We start from the raw sequence: 19912 nt of genomic DNA, 5'->3' as shown, positions 1-19912 counted from the left end.
GCACGGCCGTCTCCCCATATCTCCCCCGGCCGGGCGCGGGCGCCACGGCTCGGCGCCGGCACGGCCCGAACCGTCACCCATCCGCCCGTTCAACCGCTCCGAAGGGCCACACCCCGCCATGACGGACCACTACGCGACCTCATCGGTGTCCGCACCCCAGGATGTCCCGGACCTGCCTCCGGCGGCGTGGAACGCCACGGACCGCGCCGTCTCCCGTGCGCCGCTCGGCGAGCTCTTCGCCATATGGGCGAGGCGGACCCCCACGGCGCCGGCCCTGGTGGCGGAGGACCGCGAGTGGTCGTTCGGCGACGTCGAGCGCTGGGCGAACCGGCTGTCCCACCACCTCATCGGGCAGGGTGTGGGGCCGGAGCGGGTGGTGGCCCTGGTCCTGCCCCGCTCGGCCGAACTGGTGGTGGCCGAGCTGGCGGTGGCGAAGGCCGGCGGCGCGTACCTCCCGATCGATCCGGCGCATCCCGAGGAGCGCCGGGCCATGATGCTGGCCGACGCCCGGCCGGTGGCCGTGCTCGACGACCCGGCGCGGATCCGGGAGGTGGCGGCCGGGCCGGGCCCCGATCGCGCGCCCGGGCGGGCGGAGCTGCTCGGCCCGCTGCTCCCCGAGCATCCCGCGTATGTCATCTACACCTCCGGCTCCACGGGCGTGCCCAAGGGCGTGCTGGTGCCGCACGCCGGTCTGGGGAACTTCTCGGCCGCGACGACGGCCCACTACCGGGTCCGGCCGGGCGACCGGGTGCTGCAGTTCTCCTCGCCGAGCTTCGACGCCTCCGTCCTGGAGCTGTGCTCCTCCCTGCTCGCCGGGGCGGCGCTGGTGGTGCCCCCGGAGGGGCCCCTGCTGGGCGCCGAGCTGGCCGCGGTGCTGCGGGAGAAGCGGGTGACCCATGCCCTGATCCCCCCGGCGGCGCTCGCGACCGTACCCCCGGAGGAACTCCACGACGGACTGCCCGACTTCCGCACCCTGATCGTGGGCGCGGAGGTCTGCCCCGCCGATCTGGTGGACCTGTGGGCGCCCGGGCGGCGGCTGGTCAACTCCTACGGCCCGACGGAGGCCACGGTCGTGGCCACCTGGACGGACGCCCTGGCGGCGGGCTCCGGCGCCCCGCCGATCGGCCGTCCGCTTCCCAACACCCGGGTGTTCGTGCTGGACGAGGCGGCGCGACAGGTGCCGGTCGGCGCCACGGGAGAGCTCTGCGTCAGCGGCGCGGGCCTGGCCCGCGGCTACCTCGACCGGCCGGGGCTGACCGCCGAGCGCTTCACCGCCTGCCCCTTCGGCCCGCCCGGCTCCCGGATGTACCGCACCGGCGATCTGGTCCGCTGGAACGCCGACGGGGAACTGGAATTCCTCGGCCGGGCCGACCACCAGGTCAAGGTACGCGGCTTCCGCATCGAACTGGGCGAGGTGGAGGCCGCGTTGGCCCGCCACCCCCAGGTGGGCACGGCCGTGGTCACCGTACGGGAGGACGAGCCCGGCCAGAAGCGGCTGGTCGCCTATGTGGTGCCGCCCGGCGGCGGGAGCACGCCGAAGGCCGCGGAGGTGCGCGCCGCGGCGGCCCGGGTGCTGCCGGCGCATATGGTGCCGTCCGCCTACGTGGTGCTGGACGCGTTCCCCCTCACCCCGCACCGCAAGATCGACCGGCAGGCGCTCCCCGCCCCGCGCTCCGCGCCGGACGGCCACTCCCGCCAGGTCGCCCCGCGCACCCCCGCCGAGGAGGCCCTGGCCCGCATCTGGTCCGAGGTGCTGCCGGTGGACACGGTGGGCGTGGAGGACGACTTCCTGGGCCTGGGCGGCGACTCCATCCTCGGAGTGCGGCTGCTGACCCGCGTCCGGGCCGAACTGGGCGTGGAGCTCTCGCTGCGCGACCTGCTCGACGCCAGGACGGTGGCGCGGCTGGCCGGCCGACTGCCCGCCGGGGCCGCCGACGCGCCCGGCGCGCCCGAGGAGCCGATCCCGCCCGCGCCGCGCGACCGTCCGCTGCCGCTGTCCTCCGCCCAGCGGCGACTGTGGTTCCTGGACGATCTGACCTCCGGCGGCACCGAGTACAACACCGGGGCCGGGCTGCGGCTCGACGGCCCGCTGGAGGTGGCCGCGCTGCGCCGGGCGCTGGACCGGCTCGCCGCCCGCCATGACGCCCTGCGCACCACCTTCGCCACCGTGGACGGGCACGGGGTGCAGCAGGTGGCCGCGCACGGGACCGTTCCGCTGGACCGGGTCGACCTCGGCGGCCATCCGCCGCGGGAGCGCGCCGAGGCGCTCGACCGCACCCTGACCGGCGAGCTGAACCGCCCCTACGACCTGCGGCAGGGGCCGCTGACCAGGGCGCTGCTGATCCGGCTCACCGACCAGGAGCACATCCTGCTGCTGGCGCAGCATCACATCGTCACCGACGGCTGGTCGGTCGGGGTACTGGTGCGCGAGCTGGCCGCGCTCTACGCCGCCGAGGTGTCCGGAACCGACGCCGAGCTCCCCGAACCCGCCCTGCAGTACCCGGACTTCGCGGTGTGGGAGCGCGGCCGTCCCGCCACCGCCCGGGAGGACGCCGATCTGGAGTACTGGCGGGGCCGGCTGGCCGGGACGCAGACGCTGGAGCTGCCCACCGACCGCCCGCGCCCGCCGGTGCGCACCACGGCGGGCGCGGTGCACCGCCGTGAGCTGCCCGCCGAGCTGGTGGCCGGGCTGACCCGGCTCGGCAGGGAGCGGGACACCACGCTGTTCACCCTGCTCGCGTCCGCCGTCGCGGTGCTGTTCTCCCGCTACTCGGGCCAGCGGGACATCGCCTTCGGCACCGTCACCGCCGGACGCCACCGCAAGGAGCTGGAGTCGGTCGCCGGATTCTTCGTCAACACCCTGGTGCTGCGCGCCGATGTCGACGGGGACAGCACGGTCGAGCGGTTCCTGGACGCGATGCGCGAGACGGTGCTGGACGCCTTCGGCCATGACCGGCTGCCGTTCGAGCGGGTCGTCGAGGAACTGGCCCCGCGCCGCGACCCCAGCCGCAATCCGCTGGTGCAGGCGCTGGTGGTGCAACAGAGCGCCATGGTGCCCGCCCAGGAGGCGGGGGGCGTGCGGATCGGCGAGCACTCCCTGCCGCGCCCGGCCGCGCGATTCGATCTGGTGCTGGAGTTCCTGCCCCGCGACGACGGCTCGCTGGGGCTGACCGTCGAGTTCAACTCCGATCTGTTCGACACGGCCACGATCGAGCGGATGGCCGGGCATCTGCACCGGCTGCTGACCGCCATGGTGGCCGATCCGGGCGCCACCCTGGTAGAGCTGCGGATGCTCGCCGACGCCGAGTGGCATGCGATGCTCGACGCCTGGAACGGGCCGGAGCAGACCGCCATCGAGGCCACGCTGCCCGATCTCTTCGCCGCCCAGGTGGCACAGCGTCCGACCGCCACCGCCGTGACCTGCCAGAACACCAGCCTCTCCTACGACGAGGTGAACCGGCGCGCCAACCGGCTGGCGCGGCTGCTCATCGCCCGGGGCGCCGGTCCCGAGCGGCTGGTGGCCCTCGCCCTGCCGCGCTCGGCCGAGCTCGTCGTCGTCCTGCTGGCGGTGCTCAAAGCAGGCGCCGGATATCTGCCGGTGGACCCCGGCTATCCGGCCGAGCGCATCGCGTTCATGCTGGAGGACGCCGCACCCCCGACCGTCCTCACCACCACCGGGACGGCCGGCTGTCTGCCCGCGGACGCCGAACCGCTGGTGCTGGACGACCCGGCGGTCCGCGCCGAGTGGGACGGGCTCGCCGACGGCGACATCACCGACGGGGAGCGGATCCGTCCGCTGGACCCGGCCCATCCCGCGTATGTCATCTACACCTCCGGATCGACCGGCCGGCCCAAGGGCGTGGTGGCCACCCACCGCGGCGTGGCGGGGCTCGCGGCCTGGGCCGAGGCGGAGCTGGGCCGTGAGCGGCTGACCGATGTGGTGGCCTCGACCTCGCTCAACTTCGATGTGTCGGTCTTCGAGCTCCTCTGCCCGCTGCTGGCCGGGGGCAGCGTGGAGGTGGTGCGGGATCTGCTCGCACTCACCGATCCGGGCGGGCGGCCGCGGGCGCAGGGGCTGCTCAGCGGGGTGCCCTCGGTGTTCTCCCGGCTTCTGGGCGAGGAGCCCCCGACGGCCCGGGCCCGGACCGTCGTGCTGGCGGGCGAGGCGCTGCCCGCCCAGACCGTACGGGACATCCGGGAGGCCATGCCGTCCTGCCGGATCGCCAATCTGTACGGGCCGACCGAGGCCACGGTGTACGCCACCGCCTGGTTCTGCGACGGCCAGGCACCATCGCAGGCCCCGCCGATCGGCCGTCCGGTCGCGGGCACTCGCGCCTATGTCCTGGACCCGACGCTCCGGCTGGTGCCGCCCGGGGTGACCGGTGAGCTGTATCTGGGCGGGCAGGGCCTGGCCCGGGGCTATCTGAGGCGGCCCGGGCTGACCGCCCACCGCTTTCTCGCGGACCCCTTCGGGCGGCCCGGCAGCCGGATGTACCGCACCGGTGACCTGGTCCGCTGGAACGGCGAGGGCCGGCTGGAGTACCTGGGCCGGGCCGATGACCAGGTGAAGATCCGCGGCTTCCGGATCGAGCGGGGCGAGGTGGAGACGGCGCTGCTGCGCCACCCCGACATCGCCGAGGCGGCCGCGGTCGCCCGGGAGGCGGACGGTCATACCCGGCTGATCGCCTATGTGGTGGCCGCCGCGGGCGCCGCACCGGACCCGGCGGGGCTGCGGCGGTTCCTGCGGCGTTCGCTGCCCGACTACATGGTGCCCGCCTCGGTCGTCGTCCTGGAGCGGATGCCCCTGAGCCCCAACGGCAAGCTGGACCGCGGCCGGCTCCCCGAGCCGGATTGGGCCGAGGCCGCGGCACCGGGCTATGTGGCGCCCCGCACCGCCACCGAGCGGACCCTGGCGGCGGTCTGGGCCCGGGTCCTGCGGGTGGAGCGCGTGGGGGTCGAGGACAACTTCTTCTCCCTCGGCGGCGATTCGATCCTCAGCATCCAGTTGGTCTCCCGGGCACGGCAGGCCGGGCTCGCCGTCACCTCGCGCGATGTCCACCGCCACCAGACGGTCGCCGCGCTGGCCCTGCATCTGGACACCACCACGGCTCCGGCCGGGCCGCCCGGCTCCGACGGGGACGAGACGGCCACCGGGGAGCTGCCGCTGACCCCCATTCAGCACTGGCTGTTCACCACCGACCCCGAGCGGGCCGGCCACTTCAACCAGACCATCTCCCTGGTGCTGCCCGAGGACGTGGACGAGGACGCGCTGCGGCACGCCGTGGACGCGCTGGTGGCACACCATGACGCCCTGCGTTCCCGCTTCCACCGCAGGGACGACGGCTGGCACCAACGGATCGAGGACGCGGCGGCGGTCCGCGTACCGCTGGCGACCAGCGGCGGCGCGCATCTGGGCCGCTTCGACCTGGCCGGGGAGCCGCTGCTGCGCGCGGTGCTCGACCGGGACGCCGGGCCGCGCCCGGTCCTCCATCTCACCGTCCACCACGCGGTCGTGGACGGAGTGTCCTGGCGGGTCCTCCTGGAGGATCTCGACAGCGCCTACCGGCGGGCGGCCCGGGACGAGGGACCCGGGCTTCCCGCGAAGTCCTCCCCGCTGCGCCGCTGGGCGCTGCGGCTCACCGCCCATGCGGCCGAGGGCGGGTTCGCCGACGAGGAGGCGTACTGGACCGGCCTGGCGGGGGCCTGTGACCCCTCGCTGCCGATGGACCTTCAGGGGCCGAACACCTATGCCTCGACCCGGTCGGTCACCTTCCGGATCGGCCCCAAGGAGACCGCCGCACTGCTCCAGACGCTGCCCGAGGTCTACCGGACGCAGGTCAACGATGTGCTGCTGAGCGCGCTGGCCCGGGTGCTGCACCGCTGGACCGGGCGCGCCCGGGTGCCGGTGGACGTGGAGGGCCACGGCCGCGAGGAGCTCTTCGCGGACCTGGATCTGTCCCGTACGGTCGGCTGGTTCACCACCCGCTTCCCGGTGGCGCTCGACCTTCCGGACGGCGGCTGGGGCGCGGTCCTCAAGTCGGTCAAGGAGCAGATGCGGGCCGTGCCACGGCGTGGTCTGGGCTACGGCGTGCGGCGCCATCTGCTCGATGGCGAGGGCCTTCCGGACGGCCCCACGGCCGGGATCAGCTTCAACTACCTCGGCCGGTTCGAGGCGCCGGACGGGGGCGACGGGCTCTTCCGCGGTCTCCACCGGGAGCTGGCCCTGGACGCCGACCCGGCCTCGCCGCGCCCGCATCCGCTGGAGGTGGTGGGCCGGGCCTGGGGGGACGACCTGGAGTTCACCTGGTTCTACTCCGCGCATCTGCACCGGGAGGAGACGGTCGCCCGGCTCGCCGGGGAGTTCCGCGAGGCGCTGTGCGAGATCGCCCGGCACGGCAGCGCGCCAGGCGCGGGCGGCCGCACCCCGTCCGACTTCCCTCTGGCCGCCCTCGATCAGCCGGCCGTGGACCGGCTGGCCGGGAACGGCGGCACGGTGGAGGACATCTACCCGCTCACCCCCACCCAGGCGGGCATGCTGTTCCACAGCCTGGCCCAGGACGACCGGCGCGCCTACTTCCAGCAGCTGAGCTTCGTCCTCGACGGGGTGCCCGATCCGGCGGCGCTGGCCGCGGCCTGGCAGCAGGTCGCCGACCGTACGCAGGTGTTGCGCGCCCGCGTGGTGTGGGAGGGGGTGCCGGAGCCGGTCCAGGTGGTGGAGCGCGGGGTGCGGATGCCGGTCACCCTGCTCGACTGGCGTCGGCTGTCCGGGCCGGACGAGCGCGGGGAGGAGCTGCGCGGTTTCCTCGCCGAGGACCGGGAGCGCGGTCTCGACCTGGCCGCCGCCCCGCTGACGCGGCTGGCGCTGGCCCGGCTGTCGGCCACCGAGGTCCAGGTGGTGTGGACGTTCCACCATCTGATCCTGGACGGCTGGAGCCTCTTCCAGGTGCTCTCCGATGTCTTCCACTGCCATGCGCGGGCGCGTGACGGGGCGTCCGGCGCGGCCCTGGCCACCGGTCTGCCCGGCCGCCGCCCGTTCAGCGACTATGTGGCGTGGCTGCGGGAGCGCGACGGGGCCCTGGCCGAGGAGCACTGGCGGGCCCGGCTCGGCGACCTCACGGAGTCCACCCCGCTGCCGTACGACCGGGAGCCCACCGAGACCCATCACGCCGAGTCCACCGAGGACATCCGGCTCACCCTGCCCGCCGCCACCACCGGCCGCCTTCAGGAGCTGGCCCGGGGCGAGGGGCTCACCCTGAACACCGTGGTGCAGGGCGCCTGGGCGCTGCTGCTGGCCCGGCAGTCCGGGCGCGAGGACGTCGTCTTCGGGACCACGGTGTCCGGACGGCCGCCGGAGCTGCCGGGCGTGGAGACGATGAACGGGCTGTTCATCACGACCGTGCCGACCCGCCTCACGGTGCCGGCCGGCTCCACTCTGCTGTCCTGGCTGGGCGAGGTGCAGGCCGGGCAGACCGAGGACCGGCGGTTCGACTTCGTACCGCTCACCCGGCTGCGGTCCTGGACCGGTCTGCCCGAGCGGGTGAACCTCTTCGACTCCATCGTGGTCTTCGAGAACTATCCGCTCGGCGACGACCTCGCCGCCGCCCACGGCCTCGCCCTGCGCGAGCTGGACGGTGTGGAGACCACCAACTACCCGCTGTCCCTGGTGGTCTACCCCGGCGCTGAGCTGGCGCTGCGGCTCGGCTACGACCCGGCGCTGTTCGATAAGGCCACCGCCCGGCGGCTGGCGGAGTATCTGACAGTGCTGCTGACGGCCATGGCCGACGGCCCGGACCGGGCGCCCGCGCGCCTTCCGATGCTCACTTCCGTGCGGCGCCACCAGGTGCTGCGGGAATGGAACGACACCGCGGTCCCGCTGCCCGAGTCCACGGTGGCCGGGCTCTTCGCCGACCGGGTGCGGTGCGCGCCGGACGCGACGGCCCTGGACGGCGAGGCGGGTCCGGTGAGCTACCGGGAGCTGGATGCCCGCGCCAACCGGCTGGCCCACCGGCTCATCGGCCACGGCATCGGCCCGGAGCGTCCGGTGGCCGTCCTGATGGACCGGTCGGTGGAGCTGGTGGTGGCGCTGCTGGCCGTCGTCAAGGCGGGCGGGGTGTACGTACCGCTGGACACCCGCGCCCCCGGGGACCGGCTGCGGAGCGTGCTGGCGGAGGCGGGGGCGGAGCTGCTGCTGACCGACCGCGCCTGGGAGCGCACGGCGGCGGACATCTCGGCCGCCGGGCGGACCCTGGTGGTGGAGCCCGGCGACGACGGCCCCTCAGGGCCGCCGGGCGTGGCGCTCTCGCCCGACAACGCCCTGTATCTGATGTTCACTTCGGGCTCCACCGGGCGGCCCAAGGGGGTCGCGGTGCGCCACCGCGATGTGACCGCCCTCGTCGCGGACCGCGCCTTCGCGGGCCACGACCGGGTGCTGGTGCACTCGCCCCAGGCGTTCGACGCCTCGACGTACGAGCTGTGGGTGCCGCTGCTGCGCGGCGGACGGGCCGTGCTGGCGCCCGCCGGGGACGTGGACGCGGACACCGTGCGCCGGGCGATCGCGGAGCACGGGGTGAGCTGCCTGTGGCTGACCGCCGGGCTCTTCCGGCTGCTGGCCCAGGAGGCGCCGGAGGCGCTGCGCGGCGCCCGGGAGGTGTGGACCGGCGGTGAGGCGGTGCCCCCCGGGGCGGTGCGCCGGGTGCTCGCGGCCTGCCCGGAGCTGACGGTGGTGGACGGCTACGGGCCCACCGAGACCACGACCTTCGCCACCCGGCGCCCCTTTGGCGCCGGGGAGGCGCTTGCGCGCTCGCTGCCCATCGGGCGGCCACTGGACAACACCCGGACGTACGTCCTCGATGGCGCCCTCCAACCGCAACCCCCGGGCATTCCCGGGGAGTTGTACATCGCGGGCGCCGGGGTGGCCCGCGGCTACCACGGCCGTCCCGGCGCCACCGCCGAGCGGTATGTGGCCGACCCGTTCGGACCGGCCGGCTCCCGGATGTACCGCACCGGGGACATCGTGGCCTGGACCGACGACGGTGAACTCCGCTTCCAGGGCCGCGCCGACGACCAGCTGAAGGTCCGGGGCTTCCGCATCGAGCCGGGCGAGATCGAGGCCGCGCTGGCCCGCCACGAGGCCGTGGCACAGGCGGTCGTCGCGCTCGCCCGCGTGGGCGACCGCACGCTGCTGACCGGCTATGCGGTGCCGGTCCACGGGGCCGAGGTGCCCCGCGCCGGGGAGCTGCGGTCCTTCCTGGGCGGCCTGCTGCCCGACTACATGGTGCCCTCGGCCTTCGTCACCCTCGACGCGCTGCCGCTGACCCGCAACGGCAAGGTGGACCGCCGCAGGCTGCCCGCGCCCGACCCGGACGCGGCCGGGGCGGCAGGCTATGTGGCGCCCCGTACCGACACCGAGCGGACCCTCGCCGAGATCTGGGGCACCCTGCTGGGCCGGGAGCGGGTCGGCGCCGAGGACAACTTCTTCCATCTGGGCGGGGATTCGATCCTCAGCATCCAGGTGGCCTCCCGCGCCCGGCAGGCGGGGCTGGCCCTCACCCCCCGGGAGCTGTTCCGGCACCCCACGATCGCCTCGCTCGCCACCGTCGCCACCCCGACCGTGACGACCGCCGCCGACACCGGGCCGGTGACCGGTGAGATGCCGCTCACCCCGATCCAGCACTGGTTCTTCGGTATGCGGACCGCCCGGCCCGGCCACTTCAACCAGTCCGTGGTCGTCGAACTCCAGCGGGATCCGGACCTGCGCGCACTGCGCGCGGCGCTCGACGCGCTGCTGGTCCACCATGACGCGCTGCGGACGCGGTTCGAGCCCGAGGCCGATGGAGGCCCCCGGCAGTACTGCCCGCCGCCGGAGCTGACGGGCCCGGCGCTCTTACGGGAGGACGACCTGTCGGGGCTCGGCACGCCGGAGCGGCGGGCCGCCGAGGACGCGGCGATGGCGGAGGCACAGGCCGGATTCGAGCTGGCCCGGGGCCCGCTGCTGGCCGCGCGGCTGTTCCAGCACGGAGACGGGCAGCGGCCGACGCTCTTCCTGACCGCCCACCACCTCGTGGTCGACGGTGTCTCCTGGCGGGTGCTGCTGGAGGATCTGAACACCGCGTACCAGCAACTGCTCACGGGCGGGCGGGCCGACCTCGGCCCGCGCACCACCTCCGTGCGGGACTGGTCCCACAAGCTGACCGAGCACACCGCCACCGGCGGATTCGACGCCGAACTCCCCCACTGGCGGGCGGTGTCCGCGGAGTGCGCCGCCGGGCTGCCCGTGGACGGCGAGGGCGACAACACGGTGGCGTCCATGGCCCAGGTCACCGTCCGGCTGGACCGGGAGCGCACCGACGCGCTGCTGCGGCAGGTTCCCGAGGTCTATCGCACCCGCGTGGACGATGTGCTGCTCGCGGCGCTGGGCCGGGTGCTCGGCGACTGGACCGGACGGCGCCGGATCGCGGTGGACCTGGAGGGCCACGGCCGGGAGGAGCATCTGCTGGACGGGGTGGACCTGTCCCGCACCGTCGGCTGGTTCACCAGCCTGTATCCGGTCGCCCTGGACCTCGCCGAGGGCGGCTGGGGCGAGACGCTCAAATCCGTCAAGGAGCAGCTGCGGGCCGTCCCGGCACACGGAATCGGCTACGGCGCGCTGCGCCATCTCGACCCCGCCTCGGGGCTCCGGGGCGCGGCGGAGCCCGGCATCAGCTTCAACTACCTCGGCCAGTTCGACTGGTCGGCCACGGCCGAGGACAGCGAGGACTCCGGTCTCGTCCGCACCGTACGGGACGGTCTGGGCGGTGACGCCGCGCCCGACACGGTCCGCGCCCATCTGCTGGACGTCGTGGGCCGGGTGGAGCGCCGGTGCCTGGAGATCACCTGGTACTACGGCTCGGGGACGCACACCGAGGAGACGGTGGCCGGGCTGGCGCGGGGGATGCTCCACGCGCTGGAGGAGATCATCGGCCACTGCGCCGACCCCGCGGCGGGCGGCCGGACCCCGTCCGACTTCCCGCTGGCCCGGCTGGACCAGGCCGCGGTGGACCGGATCGCCGGCGACGGCCGGGCGGTCGAGGACATCTATCCGCTGACCCCGACGCAGGCCGGGATGCTCTTCCACGGGCTGATGGATCCGGCGTCGGACACCTATGTCAACCAGGTCCAGCTGACGCTGACCGGGGCGCGTGATCCGCAGGCGCTGGCCACCGCGTGGCGGCGCACGGTGGACGCCAATCCGATCCTGCGCACCCATCTGGTGTGGGCCGAAACCCCGGAGCCGCTGCAGGTCGTGACGCGCGGGGCGACGCTCCGGATCGTCCACCACGACTGGACGGAGCGGCCCGGGGAGTGGCGCGAGGCCGAGTTGCTCCGCATGCTCGCCGAGGACCGGGCGGAGGGGATCGACCTGGCCACGGCGCCGCTGATGCGGCTGGCGCTGATCCGGCTGTCCGCCGACGAGGTCCGGATCGTCTGGACGTTCCACCATGTGCTGCTCGACGGCTGGAGCGCGGCGCAGGTCTTCGACGAGGTCTGCGAGCGGTACGCGGCGCTCACCGCGGGCCGGACGCCCGTGGTGCCCGCCCGCCGGCCGTTCCGCGCGTACCTGGACTGGCTCGGCGAGCAGGACACGGCGGAGGCCGAGCGATACTGGCGTACGGCGCTGGCGGGGTTCGCCTCACCCACCGAACTGCCCCGCGACCGACCCCCGTCTGAGGCGCACCGCACCGCCTCGTCGGACTCGCACCGGGTCACCCTCGGCGCCGAGGAGTCCGCCCTGCTCCGTACGACGGCACAGCGGGGCGGGCTGACCATGAACACGGTGGTGCAGGGTGCCTGGGCGCTGCTGCTGTCCCGGTACAGCGGGTCCGAGGACCTGTGCTTCGGCACCACCGTCTCGGGGCGGCCGGCCGCGCTGCCGGGGGTCGAGTCCATGGTCGGGGTATTCATCAACACCATCCCCACCCGGGTCCGGGTGGCGGGCGGAGCAGGCTGCTGGACTGGCTGCGGGAGCTGCAGTCGGCGCAGTCGGAGGCCCGGCTCTTCGAGTCCGTGTCCCTGGCCCAGCTGGGGAGCTGGAGCGAGGTGCCCGGCGGGGTGAGCCTCTTCGACTCCATCGTGGTCTTCGAGAACTACCCGTTCGACAGCGAGGCCATCACAGCTCATGGCCTGGGCATCCGGCAGGAGCGGGATGTGGAGCCCACCAACTTCGCGCTCAGTGTCGTGGTGGCGCCCGAGGAGCGCCTGTCGATCTCGCTCGACTACGACCCCGCCGCCTTCGACGCCCCGACGATCGAGCGGCTGGGCGCGTATCTGCGCACACTGCTGGAGGAGATGGCGGCCGATCCGGAGCGTCGGCTGGACGACCTGCCGCTGATCGGCGAGGGCGAGACGCGCGGGATCCTCGACCGCTTCAGCGGCCCCGTCACAGCCGCGCCGCACGCGGTGCTGCCCGCGCTCTTCGAGGCACAGGCGGCCCGTACCCCGGACGCGGTGGCGGTGCTGGGCGACGGCGGACGGCTGACCTACCGGGAGCTGAACGAGCGCGCCAACCGGCTCGCCCGGCGGCTGATCGCCTCGGGCGCCGGGCCGGAACGGTTTGTGGCCCTCGCGCTGCCGCGCACCCCGGAGCTGGTGGTGGCCGTGCTGGCGGTGCTCAAGAGCGGGGCGGCCTATCTGCCGGTCGACCCGGCGTATCCGGCGGAGCGCATCGCCTTCATGCTCGGCGACATCGCCCCGGACACGGTGGTGACCACCGGGGACGTGGCCGACCGCATCCCCGCCGGGGTGGGCGGCCGGATCCTGCTGGACGACGTGGAGTGCGGCCGGCGGCCGGCCGAGCTGCCCGCGCGGGACATCGACGATGCCGAGCGGCGCTGCCCGCTGGACCCCGGCCATCCGGCGTACGCCATCCACACCTCGGGGTCGACCGGTACGCCCAAGGGCGTGGTGGTCACCCATGCGAGCGTGGCCGCGCTGGCCGCGTGGGCGCGGGAGGAGTTCGGCGCCCAGGGCTCTCCCATGTGGTGGCCTCGACCTCCCTCAACTTCGATGTGTCGGTCTTCGAGATCCTCTGCCCGCTGCTGGCCGGCGGCGCCGTCGAGATCGTCCGCGATCTGCTCACCCTGGCCGAGGGGACGGAAGCCTGGACGGCGAGCCTGATCAGCGCCGTGCCCTCGGCGCTCGGGCAGGTGCTCGGCAAGGGGTCGGTCTCGGTGACGGCCGGCACGGTGGTGCTGGCGGGCGAGGGGCTCGCCGCCCGCACCGTCCAGGAGGTCCGCGCGGCCATCCCCGGCTGCCGGGTGGCGAACATCTACGGGCCCACCGAGGCGACCGTCTACGCCACCGCCTGGACCTGCGACCCCGCCGATCCCGACCGCACCCCGCCCATCGGCGCCCCGGTCGCCGCCACCCGGGCGTACGCCCTGGACGCGCGGCTGCGGCCGGTGCCGGTCGGTGTGCCGGGCGAGCTGTACCTGGCGGGGCCGGGCCTGGCCCGGGGGTACTTCGGTCGGCCGGGGCTGACCGCGCAGCGGTTCACGGCCGATCCGTTCGGCCCCGCGGGCGGCCGGATGTACCGCACCGGCGACCTGGTCCGCTGGGACGAGCGGGGGCAGCTGGAATACCTCGGCAGAACGGACGACCAGGTCAAGGTGCGCGGCTTCCGGATCGAACTGGGCGAGGTCGAGGCCGCGCTGGCGCGTCACCCCGATATCGCCGAGGCGGCCGCGACCGTCGTCGACACCGGCGGTCACAAGCGTCTGGCCGGCTATGTGGTCCAGGTCCCCGGCGCCCCGCCGGTGGACACCGCCGCGATCCGCGCCTTCCTCGTCACGAGCCTGCCGGACCATATGGTCCCCTCGGCCCTGGTCGTCCTGGACCGGCTGCCGCTGGGGTCCAGCGGCAAGCTGGACCGGCGTGCGCTGCCCGCACCCGTCTGGGCGGCCCGCGCCACCGGCCACGTCGAGCCGCGCACGGAGACCGAGAAGGCCCTCGCCGCCATCTGGGCGGAGGTCCTCGGGGTGGAGCGCATCGGCGTGGAGGACAACTACTTCACCCTCGGCGGCGATTCCATCCTCAGCATCCAAATCGTCTCCGCCGCCCGGCGGGCCGGTATCGAGCTGACCCCGCGCCACCTCTTCGTCCACCAGACCGTGGCGGAGCTGGCCACCGCCGCGCGGGAGGCCCCGGCCACGGCGCCCGCTCACGAACAGGACCCGGTCGTCGGGGAGGTGCCGCTGACGCCGATCCAGCACTGGCTCTTCGAGCAACTGTCCGGCACGGCGGGTCACTTCACGCAGTCGGTCTCGGCCGAGCTGACCGCGCCGGTGGACGAGCACGCGCTGCGGGCCGCCCTGTCCACGGTGGTGACCCACCATGACGCCCTGCGGCTGCGCTTCGAGCGCACCGAGGACGGCGCCGTACGCCAGCACAACGCCCCGCCGGAGGGCCGGCCGATGCTGGACCTCCACGATCTGTCCTCCTTGGAGCCGGGGCGGCGGGACGCGGTGATGCGGGAGACGGCAGCGCGGATACGAGCCGGGTTCGACCTGGCCCGGGGGCCGCTGCTGCACGCGGCGCTGTTCAACCGGGGCGAGGGGGAGCGGCCCGTCCTGCTGCTGACGGCCCACCATCTGGTGGTCGACGCCGTCTCCTGGCGCATCGTGCTGGAGGACCTGGACACCGCCTACCGGCAGATCGCCGCGGGCCGGACGGTGGAGCCGGGCGCCAAGACCACGTCGTTCCGCACCTGGGCACGGCGCCTGAGCGAGCACGCGGCCGCCGGGGGCTTCGACGCGGAACGCGACCACTGGGCGGCCGCCCACGGCTGCACCGACCTGCCCACGGACGGCGAAGGCCCCAACACCGCGGCCTCCGAGGAGGAGGTGACCGTCCGGCTCGGCGCCGAGGAGACCCGTCTGCTGCTCCAGGAGGTGCCGGGCGCGTACCGGACCCGGGTCAATGACGTCCTGCTCTGCGCCCTGGGCCGGGTGCTGGCCCGCTGGACCGGCCGGGACCGGGTGGCGGTGGCCCTGGAGGGGCACGGCCGGGAGGAGATCTTCGAAGGCGTCGATCTGTCCCGTACGGTCGGCTGGTTCACCAGCATGTACCCCGTCACGCTGGAGACACCCGCCGACTGGGGGCTGGAGCGGACGCTCAAGGCCGTCAAGGAGCGGCTGCGCGCGATCCCCGGAAACGGCCTGGGCTACGGCGCGCTGCGCCATCTGTCCGGCGCGGCCACCGCCGGCCTCCCCGCCGCCCCGGAGATCAGCTTCAACTACCTCGGGCAGCAGGACTGGGAGCCGCCCGCGGCGGATGGTCTGCTGCACGCCCTGACCGGTGGGCTGGAGGGCGATATGAGCCCCGAGGCGGACCGGCCGCATCTCCTCGATGTGATCGGCCGGGTGGCGGACCGCCGGCTCGAACTCAGCTGGTCCTACTCCCGGTCGCGGCACCGGCGCGCCACCGTCCACCGGCTCGCCGAGGAGATGGTGGACGAGCTGCGCGCCATCGTGCGGCTGTGCACCCGCCCCGACACGGGCGGGCGCACGCCCTCGGACTTCCCGCTGGCCGCGCTGGACCAGGCGACCGTCGACCGGCTGGCGGGCGACGGCCGGGACGTGGCCGATATCCATCCGCTGACCCCGACCCAGTCCGGGCTGCTCTTCCACGCACTGGCCCAGCGGGACCAAGGGCTCTATCTGGAGCAGGCGACGTTCGTCCTCGACGGGGTCGCCGACTTTGGGGTGCTGGCCGCCGCCTGGCAGCATGTCGTGGACCGCACCCCGGTGCTGCGCGGCGAGGTGGTGGTGCACGATGTGGCCGAGCCCCTGATGGTCGTGCGCCGCACCGCGGTCGTACCGGTCGAGGAACTCGACTGGACCGGCCTCACGGAGGACGAGCGCACGGCCGCGCTGGAGCGGCTGCTGGATCAGGACCGCGCCCGTGGGATCGATCTCGGCGCGGCCCCGCTGCTGCGCGTCACCCTGGCCCGGCTCTCACCCGGTGAGGTGCGGGTGCTGTGGACCTTCCACCATGTGCTGCTGGACGGTTGGAGCGTCTTCCAGGTGCTCGGCGATGTCTTCGCCGCCCATGCCGCCCTGGCCGCCGGTGAGCAGCCGAGGCTGCAAGCCCGCAGGCCGTTCGCGGACTATGTCGCCTGGCTCGGCCGTCAGGACCACACGCGCGCGCACGCGCACTGGCGGCAGGCCCTGGAGGGATTCACCGCCCCCACTCCCCTCCCCTATGACCGCAGGCCGACGCCGGAGATCGCGACCCGGTCCTCGCACTGGCTGTCGCAGCGACTCGGTGAGCAGGACACCGCCGCCCTCCAGGACTTCGCCCGGCGGCACCGGCTCACCATGAATACGGTCGTCCAGGGCGCTTGGGCGTTGCTCGTATCCCGCTTGAGCGGCGAATCGGACGTCTGCTTCGGGACGACGGTCTCCGGGCGGCCGGGGGAGCTGCCCGGCGCGGACGACATCACCGGCATCTTCATCAACACCCTCCCGGTGCGGTGCGCGGTGCCGGGCGCCACCGGGGCCGCCGCCTGGCTGCGGGAGCTGCAGGCCGAGCAGGCGGACGCGCGCGGCTTCGGCCATGTGCCGCTGTCCGAGCTGCGGGGCTGGAGCGAACTCCCGGCCGGGGTGAACCTCTTCGAGAGCCTGGTGGTGTTCGAGAACTACCCCATCAACAGCGCCGCCGCGGCCGAGCACGGACTGCGGGTGCGCGATCTGCACGCCCTGGAGTCCACCAACTACGCGCTGACCGTGGTGGTCTCGCCCGGATCCGAACTGTCGGTGGAACTCGGCTACGATCCGCGGCTGTTCGAGGAGGCCACCGCCGAGGCGCTGGCGGACCGGCTCACCCATCTCCTCGGCGCGCTGGCCGCGGCCCCCGACGAGCTGCCGCTGGACCACATCGACGTCCTCCCGGCCGCCGAGCGCCACCGGCTGCTGGTGGACTGGAACGACACCGCCCGGCAGGTGCCCGAGTCGACGTGGGCCGAGCTGTTCGAGGCGGCGGCGGACCGCGACCCGGACGCGGTGGCGGTGGACTCCCTGCGCCTGCGGCTGACCTACGCGGAGCTGGACGGCCGGGCCAACCGCCTCGCCCACCACCTCATCGGGCAGGGCGTGGGCCCGGGGCGGATCGTCGCGCTGGTGCTGCCCCGGTCGGTGGAGTCCGTCGTCGCCCGGCTCGCGGTGGCCAAGGCCGGGGGCGCCTATCTGCCCATCGATCCCGACTACCCGGCCGAGCGCATCGAGTTGATGCTCAAGGACTCCGCCCCGCATCTCGTGATCGAGCGGGCCGCCGAGGTCCGGGCCCCGGACGGCCCGGCACACCGCCCCGGGGACGAGGACCGCCTCGGCGCCGTCCACCCGGACGACCCCGCCTATGTGATCTACACCTCCGGGTCCACCGGAACCCCCAAGGGAGTGGTCGTCACCCACCGCGGGATCGCCGGGTTCGCCGCCGCCGAGGCCGAGCACTTCCAGGTGCGGCCGGGCGACCGCGTGCTGCAGTTCTCCTCGCCCGGCTTCGACGCCTCCGTGCTGGAGCTGTGCATGGCGCTGCCCTCCGGGGCCGCCCTGGTGGTGCCCGAGCCCGGCCCCCTGCTGGGCGGCCATCTCGCGGAGATCCTGCGGCGGCAGCGGATCACGCACACCCTCATCCCGCCCGCCGCGCTCGCGACACTGCCCGCCGGCACCGAGCGGGAGCTGCCCGACCTGCGGACACTGATCGTGGGAGGGGACGCCTGCGGGGCGGAACCGGCCGCCCGATGGGCGCCGTTCCACCGCATGATCAACGCGTACGGGCCCACCGAGACCACCGTCGTGGCCACCTGGTCCGAGCCGCTCGACGCCAACGGCGCCCCGCCGCCGATCGGGCGGCCCATCCCCAACACCCGGGTCCAGCTGCTCGACGCGCGGCTGCGCCCGGTGCCGGTGGGTGTGCCCGGCGAGCTGTGGGTCAGCGGTCCCTCGCTCGCCCGCGGCTATCTGGGCCGCGCCGGGCTGACCGCCTCCCGCTTCCTCGCCGACCCCTTCGGGCCGCCCGGCTCCCGGATGTACCGCACCGGCGACCTCGCCCGCTACGACGCCCGGGGCCGCCTCCACCATCTGGGCCGCGTCGACCACCAGCTCAAGCTGCACGGCCATCGCATCGAGGCCGGAGAGGTGGAGACCGCCCTGTGCGGCCACCCCGCCGTCGCGGAGGCCGTGGTGACGGTGCGGGAGGACGAGCCCGGTGTGCGTCGGCTGGTGGCCCATCTGGTCCTCGCGCCCGGGGCCGCCGCCCCGGCCGAACCCGAGCTGCGCACCCATCTGGGCCGGACGCTTCCCGGCCCGATGGTCCCGTCGGCGTTCGCCGTGCTGGACCGGCTGCCGCTCACCGAGAACGGCAAGACCGACCGCGCGGCACTGCCCGCTCCCGGCCCCGGCACCACCGCCGCCGCCGCACCGGCCGGCCATATCGCCCCGCGCACCCCCACCGAGGAGGTCATCGCGGAGATCTGGTCGGAGGTGCTGGGGGTGGCGCCGGTCGGCGCGGAGGACGAGTTCTTCGCCCTCGGCGGTGACTCGGTTCGCAGCCTGCTGATCGCCTCCCGCGCCAAGGAGGCGTTCGCCGTCGACCTGACCCCGCGGGACATTCTGACCGCGCGCACCGTCTCCGCCCTCGCCGACCTGGTCGAGGAGCACATCCTGCGTGAACTCGAAGACGCCGCTTCCGGCGGCAGCGACCACGACGACCGGTGAGGAAGGACGACATGACGTCTTCGAGGAACGATCGCGCTTCCGCGCTGCCCGAGGAGCTGCGGGAGGCCCTTCGCCGTCGCCTCGCGGGCAAGGCCGGGCGCGCCGACGCCATCCCCGCGCGGACCGCGCGCGGCCGCTGCCACTGTCCTTCGCCCAGGAACGGCTCTGGTTTCTGCACACCCTCCAGCCGGAGGAGGCGGGGTACAACAGCGCGCTGGCACTGCGGCTGACCGGCGCCCTGGACGTGGCGGCGCTCTCCGGCACGCTGGATGCCCTGGTGGAGCGCCATGAGGCGCTGCGGACCACGTTCGACGACATCGACGGCCGACCCGCCCAGGCGGTGCACCCGGCCGCGCCCGTCCCCCTGCCGGTGGCCGACCTCACCGGCGCGGACCGGGAGCCGGGGGCGCTGGACCAACTCCTCCTGGCCGACTACGCCCGGCCGTTCGATCTGCGGACCGGCCCGCCGCTGCGGGCGCTGCTGATCCGCCTGGCCGAGGACGAGCACGTGCTGCTGCTCACGGCCCATCACATCGTCACCGACGGCTGGTCGATGGGGGTGCTGCGGGACGAGCTGTGCGCGCTGTACGCCGCGGAGCCGCTGCCTTCGGTGCCGGTGCAGTATCCCGACTTCGCCGTGTGGCAGCGGGAACGGCTCGCGGGGGCCGCCCTGGACCGGCAGCTCGACTACTGGAAGGGGCGGCTGGACGGCATCGTCCCGCTGGAGCTGCCCACCGACCGGCCCCGGCCTCCGGCGCCCACCTCGGCGGGGGCGATCCATGAGTTCACCGTGGACCGCGGCACCGCGGACCGGCTGCGCGCGCTTGCCGCACGGGAGCGGACCACGCTGTTCACGGCGCTGGTCGCCGCCTGCCAGGGGCTGTTCGCCCGCTGGTCCGGGCAGGACGACATCGCCATCGGCACCGTCACCTCCGGCCGTGGCCGCACCGATCTGGAGCGAGCCGTCGGCTTCTTCGTCAATACGGTGGTGCTGCGCTCCGCGGTGGACACGGGCCGTTCCTACCGTGAGCTGCTGGCCGACGCCGGGGCCACGGTGCTGGACGCCTTCGCCCATGACGAGACGCCGTACCAGCGGCTGGTGGAGGCCGTGGGGGCGCGCCGGGAGGCGGGCCGCAATCCGCTGTTCGATGTGATGGTGCTGC

At 74.5% G+C, this 19912-nt stretch carries 1 protein-coding gene and 1 pseudogene (1 of these 2 running past the window's edge); both read left to right on the top strand.

Annotation, left to right across the window (positions count from 1 at the left end; translation table 11 throughout):
- Window positions 1–118 precede the first annotated feature (118 nt).
- Window positions 119–18749, top strand: a pseudogene (locus tag BLV72_RS52380) (non-ribosomal peptide synthetase).
- Window positions 18700–19912: the start of a non-ribosomal peptide synthase/polyketide synthase gene (locus BLV72_RS44115; RefSeq protein ID WP_244321308.1), read on the top strand. Its footprint extends 18893 nt past the window's final position; only the first 1213 of its 20106 coding nucleotides appear in the window; its start codon is at window positions 18700–18702; its stop codon lies off the right edge, out of view. The pseudogene BLV72_RS52380 and the gene BLV72_RS44115 overlap by 50 nt, the downstream one beginning before the upstream one ends.

The organism is Streptomyces melanosporofaciens, from assembly GCF_900105695.1.
GTDB lineage: Bacteria > Actinomycetota > Actinomycetes > Streptomycetales > Streptomycetaceae > Streptomyces > Streptomyces antimycoticus.
The sequence above is the reverse complement of the archived record's forward strand: the minus strand, read 5'-3'. Positions and strand labels throughout refer to the sequence as shown.